Source organism: Allocoleopsis sp. (genome assembly GCF_036703385.1).
Lineage (GTDB): Bacteria > Cyanobacteriota > Cyanobacteriia > Cyanobacteriales > Coleofasciculaceae > Allocoleopsis.
Window position 1 is genome coordinate 1 of the sequence record NZ_DATNPA010000036.1, and the last position, 9419, is coordinate 9419.

Below are 9419 nucleotides of genomic sequence, written 5' to 3' on the forward strand. Positions count from 1 at the left end.
TTGCAGTTGGGCAGCATCTTGCTGTTTGGCTAACGTTTCAGCAAGTTTGGCAATGCGATCGCTCATTGTTTATATTGGGGGTTTGGACATGTTGGTGGACCGATCGAGCGTATAACCGTCTTCTTGGCGGCACCCATCTTAACGTTCCTGGTTCGTAAACGCCAACCTGCTTTCCAATGGACACTGGCTGGCACAATCTGCTTTGCCTTAGCCTTGTTCGTTGTTTTTCTGGTGTTTACAGAACCAATGAATTGGGAGATCTTTCAATGGACTCCTCAATCCGTTCCTGCAAACTGGATGCAAGTTCGCAACCAGTGGGAGTATTCTCATGTTGCACGCTTTGTCTTCCAACTGATTGGGCTGTGTGCGCTCCAGGTTTCACTGCTAGTTGAAACTCCAATTGGGCGATCGCGCCATCCAGTCACTCCTGAAGTTGCCCAATTAACCAGCCGCTAGAGGGAGACTCTACAACCATGACAGGCATACAAACGTGGCGATTTATTACCCTCATGCTTGCTTTCCTGAGTCTCAGTCCATCAATGGCGCACTTACTGGAGATGCCCCAACGGATGAAGTTTGACCAGCAGCTTTGGGTGCAAGTCACAGTGTTTGAAAATGTTTACCGCTTGTTTGGCTCTGTTGGTGCAGTGTTTGAAGTTGGTGCAATTCTGGCGGCGATCGTGCTGACTACTTTAGTTCGTAAGCATCGTTCGGGGTTCTACTGGACTTTGGCTGGAACCCTACTTTTGGTACTGGCACTTGTGAGTTGGATACTGTTTGTAGCACCGATGAATGCTGAGTTCGCGCAATGGCTGACGAATCCAGTTCCCGTAAATTGGACACGTTATCGAGATCAATGGGAATATGCTCATGCCACTAATGCTGTGATCAAGCTTCTGGCACTCAGTTTACTGGTGCTTTCTGTGTTGATTGAAGTACCCAGGAAGCAAACTATCGATTATTCATAAGCCAACGTCAGGTTGGAAGGTAGCTACAGACAGAGGTGTTTGCAGGCAAAGATACACAAATATCGATGGGGATGGTCATCGGTGTTGGTATTGGTGTTGCGATCGGTGCGGCAGTTGCAACAGATTGGATTGAAAAAAGGAGATGGGGATGGTTACACAATCAAAAACATTTACCGCTTCTGAAATTGGGTTAATGCGTGGATTTCCACCCCCGCCAGACAAACGAGTCACACACGATAACCAACTCTTAAGTCCCTACACTCGCTGGAGTTTTCAAAATTCACTGAAGCTGAACTGTGCAGCGGAAGTATGGCGCGGCAATCAGCCTGTCGCTGAGATGGAATATGCGTTGCGTGATCTCCATAATGTCAGCTATCAGGATTGGTCAGGGGATTGGCTCACCTTTGACGACATGATTGAACTCAGCTACACCGATGGCATTGTCGTTTTACATCACGGCAAAATTATCTATGAACGCTATTTGAACGGAATGCAACCACACACGCTACACGCCTGGGCATCAGCTAGTAAATCGATGACTGGAACGATCGCATTGATGCTGGCTCATGAAGGTTTATTCGATCTGGATGAAGCGATCGTGACCTACTTACCAGAGTTGCAGCACAGCGGTTTTGGCAATGCGACTGTACGGCAAGTCATGGAGATGACGACGGCTGTTACCTATGCGGATACAAGCGGCAATACAGAGAATATGGTGACAGAGAACTGGCAATATGCCATTGCGATGGGCTGGCACCCCAAACCAGTCGATTACACCGGACCAGAAACCTGCTATGACTTGCTGCCGACTATGAAAAAAGAGGGAGAGCATGGGGTTCGATTTACCTATCAAACTCCCAATACGGATGTCCTGGCATGGCTGATTAAACGCTTATGCAATCAGTCTCTCGCAGAGGTCATGCAGGAGCGAATCTGGTCAAAACTGGGAGTCGAGCGAGATGCATTTTGGCTCGTCGGTCCCGCCGCAGTTGAGACGGCTGGATCGGGGTTGATCACAACGCTACGAGATATGGCACGGTTTGGACAGATGTTGCTGCAAAAAGGACAGTTCAACGGTCAGCAAATTGTACCGCGTGCTGTGATTGAAGCGATTGAACAGGGGGGAGATCCAGATGCCTTTGCGCGTGGGCCCGCAGCCAGCCCAATGAGTGAAGGGTACTCCTACCATCATCAATGGTGGATGGCACCTCGGACTGACGGAGCTTACTATGCTCTCGGTTACGCTGGTCAGCATCTCTATATTCAGCCAAAGGCACAACTTGTGGTCGCTAAGTTTGCCTCCTATCCCGTATCCGCACCCAATGGCGAAGAATTTTACAGTGCATTTGCCGCGTTCCCATCTCTGGCAAAAGCATTGACGTAACGACAAATGGAGCTTCAACACAAAAGTTCACCAGAACAGTGGAGGTTGCCCTTGACAGATCAAAGTAGTACATTTAACCTATTAGTTAATTAACTGCGCGGTTAAATTTCAAGTGCCTACGGATTCTCTGAGTGTCACCCTTGCTGCCCTTGCTGATCCCACCCGTCGGGCAATCCTGGCACAACTCGCTCAGGGAGAAGCCACCGTCACAGAACTCGCTGAACCCTTTGAGATGAGTCTACCCGCCGTTTCCAAGCACCTCAAAGTGTTGGAACGTGCCCATTTGATCACCCGCAGCCGAGATGCACAATGGCGACCCTGCCGCCTTAATCCAGAACCGTTGAAGGATTTAGCAGATTGGCTGGAACACTATCATCAATTTTGGGAACACAGTTTCGATCGCCTGGACGAATATCTACAAGAGTTACAGGCAAAGGAATCACAACAAGATGGCAGAGAATAAGCGATCGCATCGATTGCACGAGTCAATGCCATTGTTACCCCTCCTAATTTAGGTGAACGCTATGCAAAAAATCGTTCCTTGTTTGTGGTTTAACGGCGACGCAGAGGAAGCGGCTGAGTTCTATGTCTCGCTGCTGCCAGATTCGCACATCGATCGTATTTTGAAGTCTCCCGCTGATACGCCGAGTGGACCCGCCGGAATGGTCTTGACTGTGGAATTCACGTTGGCTGGTATGCAATACGTGGGGTTAAACGGCGACCCACAGTTTCCGTTCACTGAGGCCGTGTCGTTTCAAATCCATTGTGATGACCAACCTGAAGTCGATCGCCTATGGGCTGCGATCGCAGAGGGTGGATCGGAGGTCGCCTGCGGATGGGTCAAAGATCGGTGGGGACTTTCCTGGCAGATCGTACCCAGGCAGATGATCGAATTACTCAACGACCCCGACACAGCCCGTGCCCGACGTGCCCAGGAGGCGATGATGCAAATGGTCAAGATCGACATTGCCACGATTGAGCGTGCAGCAGACGGCATCAGCTAGGAGAAATTCAATATTACAGCAAGATCAAGCGATCGCGGCTCAAATAGAACTGGAATGTGGGTAACACGCGGGAGGAATTATGTCTAGAAAAATCTTTGTCAATCTACCTGTCAAAAATCTGAAGCAGTCCATCGACTTTTTCACAAAACTTGGCTTCAGTTTCAACCCTCAGTTCACCGATGAAACGGCGACTTGCATGATTGTGAGTGATGACATCTTTGTGATGCTCTTGACTCACAATAAATTCAAATCCTTCACACCCAATGCCATTCCTTCACACCCAATGCCATTTGTGATGCGACGAAAAGCACTGAAGTGTTAGTGAGTTTGTCGAGTGAAAGTCGAACTGCTGTTGATGACATCGTGAGTAAGGCGATCGCAGCTGGCGGCACAACCTACACCGAACCGCAAGATCACGGATTTATGTACGCTCACGGGTTCCAAGATTTAGACGGCCACATTTGGGAAATTGTTTACATGGAACCTGATGCAGGGAATTAAGTTAGATGAGAAAGATTAGCGGACTTGCTCTAATTACGATTGGCTTGCTGCACAGTCTGACTGCATTAATCATGCCAGGAATGATCGGCTTTAGGGGGATCTGGCAGGAAATTGCTGAAGCTGGTGTATTCGATGCAGTCAAGCCGGAATCTCTTCGCATCTGGGGTTACTACTGGTTTCTTGTACCAGGATTTTTCCTAATCCTCTATAGTTTTCTGTGTCACTGGATTGAACATCAATTAGATCGCCCCTTACCCTGGTTTACAGGTTGGGGGCTTCTGGTGACTACTTGTTGGGTGCATCCCGCTGGATATCGATAGCGGCCTCTGGTTGGTGCTCCTGGTCGCCATTAATATGATCGTGGCATCGCAACGCGCTCCACAATCGAAGCAATCAGATGTGGTTTGAAGTAACGGTTGCAGTAAATGTAGCCTGTTTAAGTAAAAAGAGTAATCCAGAAATTTTTACACCAGTCACCCCATTTAATGGAAAAACAACATGGTTGCTAAAGACAGAGAGACAATCGCCACATCGGAACGTGAACTCACAATTACTCGTGTGTTTAATGCACCCCGGAGTTTAGTGTTCAAAGTTTGGACTCAACCAGAACACTTCTCCCGCTGGTTAGGTCCAAAGGATTTTACGACCATCGGTTGCCAAATGAATGTGCAGGTTGGCGGGATGTATCGAGCCTGTATTCGCTCTCCCGAAGGCAACGACCATTGGATGCAAGGCGTGTATCGCGAAATCACTGAACCAGAACGCTTAGTTTTTACTTTTGCCTGGGAGGACGAAAATAACCAACCTAAACATGAAACGCTGGTCACTGTCACATTTGAGGAACACGACAACAAAACGTTGATGACCTTCCAGCAAGCCATCTTTGAATCGATTGAATCGCGGGATTCTCACAACACAGGTTGGTCAGAATGTTTCGATCGCCTTGCGACCTACTTAACAGCACTTTGAGGAAAGAAAAATGAAATCCAATCCCATTGTTTGGTGTGAAATTTATGTACAGGACATGGAGCGGGCAAAGAGTTTTTACGAGTCTGTGTTTCAGATGAAGCTGGAGAAGCTTGAAAGTCCTGGAATGGATATGTGGACATTTCCAATGGCTATGGATGAGGTTGGCGCTTCTGGCGCATTGGTTCAGATGGAAGGAGTTAAGCCCGGTGGGAGTGGCACGATACCCTATTTTCACTGTGATGAGGTTGCTATAGAACTAGAGCGTGTCGTTGCCGCTGGTGGCCAAATCCAACAGCCAAAAATGTCAATCGGCCAATATGGATTCATGGCTTTGATTGTCGATACAGAAGGAAATACGATCGGTCTACATATGCCACCCAATGAGATGAAGTGAGAAACGCATGACCTACATCGACTGCTATCTCGCTCCGGTTCCTCGCGAGAACAGAGCCGCCTATGAAGAACTGGCGAAGATCTCAGCGCAGATTGTGAAAGAGGCTTTATGGCTGATGACCCAAAGATTGTGAATATGAACGATCTGGAATGGAAAGACGCAACCTACTCTGAACACTACACAGGTTGGTCAAAACGATTGACTCCTTCAATGGATCGCAAGCAAGGACATATTGGTATCGTAGTCGAACAGTTGAAGCCAAAATCACTTTCTTGTCCCTTCCACTATCACGCGGAGTTTTCCAATGATTCCCATCATCACCGCTTTTGAACAGTCGCCCGATCGCGGACAGGGGCTGGCGCGTGACATGCCCGTGCGCTGGGCGTTTGAAGAAGTGGGACAACCTTATGACGTTCGCCTTGTCTCTTTCAGTGCAATCAAGGAAAGTGCCCATCGATCCCTTCAGCCTTTTGGACAGATTCCTACCTATGAAGAAGGCGATCTCGTCTTGTTCGAGTCGGGCGCGATCGTGTTCCATATCGCAGAGCGCCATGCGGGTCTGCTGCCGAACGATGCGAACGCCCGGTCACGCGCGATCGCATGGATGTTTGCCGCGCTCTCCACGGTGGAGCCTGTGATCGTTCAACGTGAAGTCTCTGTGTACTTAGAGCGCGACAAGACCTGGCACGAGGAACGCCTGCCGATCGTCGAGGATCGCATCCGCATCCGACTGGACGACCTTTCCGCTCGGCTCGGCGCTGGCGAGTGGCTCGATGGGGCGTTCAGCGCTGGTGATCTGCTGATGGTGCAGGTGCTACGCAGGCTGGGCGGATCGGGCATTCTGGACGACTATCCGAACCTCGTCGCTTATGTCGCCCGCGGCGAAGCTCGCCCTGCTTATAAACGGGCTTTTGCCGCTCAATTAGCTGTTTACACTGGCGAGCCACCGATCGGCTAATTGCTGCCCATTCTGGGATTGAGGTCGTTCATGATGCTGTTGCTTTGTAGGAGAAAAATAATTATGGAATTCAACCCAAACAACAATGTTGTTAAACTTTGTCTTCAAGGTATGAGCATGGAAGAAAAAGGCAAACCTGAAGAAGCAAGTAAACGATTTCTTCAAGCCTGGAACGAAGCGACATACGACTTTGAAAAATTTATTTCAGCTCATTATGTCGCCCGACATCAAAAAGATGTTTTCGATAAATTAAAATGGCTCGAAACGGCTTTGCAGTTTGCATTAAAAATAAATAACGACTCTGTTAAGAGTGCTTTCCCTTCTCTATATTCAAACATTGCTAAATGCTATGAGGACTTAAGCGACCCTGACAAGGCAAAAAAGAATTATGAATTAGCAACTTCGTTTAAGGATAAACCTTCTGACAAAGGCCCTTTTTATCATGGGACGAAGGCAGATTTGCAGGTTGGTGATTTCCTGACAGCAGGGGGCAGTTCTAATTACAAATCTGAACTCAAAATGAATCACATTTATTTTACAGCCCTTGTTAATGGAGCGGGACTAGCTGCTGCATTAGCAAAAGGCGATGGACGTGAACGTGTTTATATCGTTGAACCGACAGGGAGTTTTGAAAATGACCCGAATGTTACAGACAAAAAATTTCCGGGCAATCCGACACGCTCATATCGCTCCCAAGCGCCATTAAAAATCGTTGGCGAAGTAACAGATTGGGTGAGACAAACACCTGAGGAAGTTCAAAAATGGCGTGAAAAGTTGGCTAATAATAAGGGAGAAATTATTAATTAATTTCTGAGGTGATAATGCTCTGTCCAACATTAATTCTCGAAATGACTGAACATAGCGCATGGCGGATTTCATTGGCTCACAAAATCGCTCCTGCTTTCACGGCTAACCCCGCAGTCGAAGCATGTTTTGTATTTGGCTCGGCGGCATTGGGGATTTCAGACCAGTATTCTGATCTTGAATTAGCCTTTGTCTGGTCACAACTGCCGTCCGCTGAAGAATTACGAACCACAGCACAAAATGTTGGTGTGGAAGGCTGGGAAATTGAGCCGTATGGGGAAGCAAAGCAGAGATGGTTAGAGCAGTTTTACCTGTACGGCATGAAAGTCGAAGCGGGTCATTGGACACGCGAAATGATAGACAACATTGTGATTGATGTTGTTGAGCGTTACGATGTGTCGCAATACGGACTTGTGTTTGAGAAACAAGCGATCGCATTTCATCTTCAACGCGCAGTGGTTCTTCAAGGCGAAAACATCATTAGACAGTGGCAAACTCAGCTTTCTCCTTATCCTGAAGAACTTGCAGTTGCGATGGTTCAAAAGCATCTGAATTTCCGCCCGTTTGATGGTCAACACATCTTGACGGATCGCCTTGAGATTCCCATGCTATACGAGAACAAATGCGCCATTGTGCGAAGGCTACTCAATATACTGTTTGGGCTGAACCGCATTTATCATCCCGGCTTCAAGTGGACACGCTACTGGGCTGAAGAAATGAGCATCAAACCGTCCAGTTTTTTCAATCGGCTAGAGCGTGTTTTTCAAGCTGATGCTGTAAGCGGAATTCATGAGCTACGCCAACTTGTTGAGGAAGTTTTCGATCTTGTGGAAAGGACATTACCCCAAGTTGATCTCAAGCAGCAGCGAGAAACGTTCGATCGACTTAATCCGAGGTGGACATTGCCTGTCGATCGTTAACTGAGCGTTAATCCAAAATAGTCCAACAATCCTTGTGCACCGACCGTTTAGAGTCTTTTCGTTCAATCAGCCAGTCAGAACGTCTGGCACGGTGGTGGGGGCAGATAGTTTTACCAATACTTGTAAACTAATAAAGTTCCTAATTTTATTGAAGATATAGCACTTGTTCCTTTCACTGACTATTCTTCCTCGATTTAGCCCCTCGTGATGTAGGATTTTCTTAGATAAGTTCCGACACTGCTCATTACCGGAACTTGTTTGAGGCAATCGGGAGCGTCTAAATGAAGCGAAATTGGGAAGTCAAGGAGTTAGTTGAGTATTGAACTTTACTCTCATCTGAATTGGCACTGTTAGGTTCCAAAACTGGTGCAACACGCCTTGGCTTTGCTGTCTCATTGAAATACTTTCAACTTGAGACTAAATTTTCCGCCAAGAAACCTGACATCCCTTTCCTAGTACTGAGCCACCTAGCTGCTCAGGTTAATGTACCATCTGAAGAGTATCAAGAATACGACTGGCACACACGGAGCAGTAGATATCACCGCCATCAAATTCGTGAGTATTTTGGTTTTCGCGCTTGTGTCGCAACAGATATAAAAACACTTTTTGACTGGTTAGTTAAGAAAGTTCTGTCCCAGGAAGCCGACCTAGAACATTTAAAACAGATAGTGGCAGAGCGTTTTCTCAATCTTAAGGTTGAACCACCAACGGACGGCAGAATTGAACGTCTAATTCGTTCTGCTATCCACACCTATGAAACCAACTTTTTTCAGACCATTCACTTGCATCTATCGGCTGAAAGCCGCACGGGTATCGATATTCTTTTAGACACTAGCGATTTGGAAGAGGAAAACTCCACTAAACCCTCTCTGTTTCAATATCTCAACTCCGAGCCGGGACGGGCTAGTTTAGATAACTTACTAAGCGAAATTATCAAACTAGAACATCTGAGAAAGATTGGCTTACCTGACAAGCTATTTGCCAACGTCTCTCCCAAAGTCCTACAGAATTATGCCCGTCGTGCTGCAACTGAACCACCACGAGAAATACGTTCGCATCCTGAACCGATTCGTTATACTTTGGTCGCAGCTTTTTGTTGGTTACGAATGAGGGAAGTAACTGACAACTTAGTTGACTTACTCATCCAAATCGTACACGGCATCGGTACTAGAGCCGAAAAGCGGGTGGACGCTCAACTAGTGAAGTGGCGTTCGCCTTCTGTCACCTGTTGGGATTCGAGTTGATGCCTCGTCTAAAAGCAATCGGGCGGCAGAAACTCTATCGTCCTGAAGTTGGGATGAGTAATTCCTCTCCCAACCTACAGCCCGTCCTGACCCGTCCCATCAATTGGGAGCTGATTCGTCAGCAATACGACCAGATGGTTAAATATGCAACAGCATTACGTCTGGGAACAGCAGACCCCGAAGCAATTTTGCGGCGATTCACCCGTGCCAATGTTAAGCATCCCACCTATCAAGCATTGGGAGAGCTAGGAAAAGTAATCAAGACCATCTTTT

At 47.4% G+C, this 9419-nt stretch carries 14 protein-coding genes and 3 pseudogenes; all 17 read left to right on the forward strand.

Going from position 1 to position 9419, the window contains the following annotated elements; translation table 11 throughout:
- Positions 1–123: 123 nt before the first annotated feature.
- Positions 124–456, forward strand: a complete 333-nt coding sequence (locus V6C93_RS01865) for a hypothetical protein (protein ID WP_333474941.1) — start codon at positions 124–126, stop codon at positions 454–456.
- A 17-nt stretch (positions 457–473) separates the two neighbouring features.
- Complete coding sequence (locus V6C93_RS01870; protein ID WP_333474942.1) at positions 474–968, forward strand: hypothetical protein; 495 nt, start codon at positions 474–476, stop codon at positions 966–968.
- Positions 969–1007: 39 nt separating this feature from the next.
- A complete protein-coding gene (locus V6C93_RS01875) occupies positions 1008–1151 on the forward strand; it encodes a hypothetical protein (RefSeq protein WP_333474943.1) in 144 nt (47 codons plus the stop codon).
- Positions 1117–2352, forward strand: a complete 1236-nt coding sequence (locus tag V6C93_RS01880) for a serine hydrolase (protein ID WP_333474944.1) — start codon at positions 1117–1119, stop codon at positions 2350–2352. The genes V6C93_RS01875 and V6C93_RS01880 overlap by 35 nt, the downstream gene beginning before the upstream one ends.
- A 112-nt stretch (positions 2353–2464) precedes the next feature.
- Entirely contained in the window at positions 2465–2815 is a 351-nt protein-coding gene (locus tag V6C93_RS01885) for a metalloregulator ArsR/SmtB family transcription factor (protein WP_333474945.1), read from the forward strand.
- Positions 2816–2876: 61 nt separating this feature from the next.
- Positions 2877–3356 carry a VOC family protein gene (locus V6C93_RS01890; protein WP_333474946.1) on the forward strand — a complete coding sequence of 160 codons (480 nt, stop codon included), beginning with the start codon at positions 2877–2879 and terminating at the stop codon, positions 3354–3356.
- Positions 3357–3435: 79 nt separating this feature from the next.
- Positions 3436–3857, forward strand: a pseudogene (locus V6C93_RS38050) (VOC family protein).
- Positions 3858–3862: 5 nt separating this feature from the next.
- A complete protein-coding gene (locus V6C93_RS01905; protein ID WP_333474949.1) occupies positions 3863–4177 on the forward strand; it encodes a DUF6463 family protein in 315 nt (104 codons plus the stop codon).
- Between the two features lie 178 nt (positions 4178–4355).
- On the forward strand, positions 4356–4826 hold the full coding sequence (locus V6C93_RS01910; RefSeq protein ID WP_333474950.1) for an SRPBCC domain-containing protein: 471 nt from the start codon (positions 4356–4358) through the stop codon (positions 4824–4826).
- 10 nt (positions 4827–4836) lie between these two features.
- Positions 4837–5220, forward strand: a complete 384-nt coding sequence (locus tag V6C93_RS01915) for a VOC family protein (protein ID WP_333474951.1) — start codon at positions 4837–4839, stop codon at positions 5218–5220.
- A gap of 7 nt (positions 5221–5227) precedes the next feature.
- On the forward strand, positions 5228–5353 hold the full coding sequence (locus tag V6C93_RS38055; RefSeq protein ID WP_349262591.1) for a DUF1428 family protein: 126 nt from the start codon (positions 5228–5230) through the stop codon (positions 5351–5353).
- Positions 5329–5550, forward strand: coding sequence for a hypothetical protein (locus V6C93_RS01920; protein ID WP_333474952.1), 222 nt, complete (start codon positions 5329–5331; stop codon positions 5548–5550). Before V6C93_RS38055 ends, V6C93_RS01920 begins: the two co-directional genes overlap by 25 nt.
- Positions 5525–6178, forward strand: coding sequence for a glutathione S-transferase family protein (locus V6C93_RS01925; RefSeq protein WP_333474953.1), 654 nt, complete (start codon positions 5525–5527; stop codon positions 6176–6178). The genes V6C93_RS01920 and V6C93_RS01925 overlap by 26 nt, the downstream gene beginning before the upstream one ends.
- A 336-nt stretch (positions 6179–6514) precedes the next feature.
- The gene (arr, locus tag V6C93_RS38700; RefSeq protein ID WP_414644120.1) at positions 6515–6985 is read left to right on the forward strand and encodes an NAD(+)--rifampin ADP-ribosyltransferase; all 471 of its coding nucleotides are present in this window, start codon (positions 6515–6517) and stop codon (positions 6983–6985) included.
- A gap of 41 nt (positions 6986–7026) precedes the next feature.
- Positions 7027–7902: a DUF4037 domain-containing protein gene (locus V6C93_RS01935; RefSeq protein WP_333474955.1), complete on the forward strand. Its 876-nt coding sequence runs from the start codon at positions 7027–7029 to the stop codon at positions 7900–7902.
- Positions 7903–8237: 335 nt separating this feature from the next.
- Positions 8238–9146, forward strand: a pseudogene (locus V6C93_RS01940) (DUF4158 domain-containing protein); the annotation flags it as partial.
- A pseudogene (locus tag V6C93_RS01945) lies at positions 9101–9419 on the forward strand (Tn3 family transposase); the annotation flags it as partial. The pseudogenes V6C93_RS01940 and V6C93_RS01945, both read left to right, overlap by 46 nt.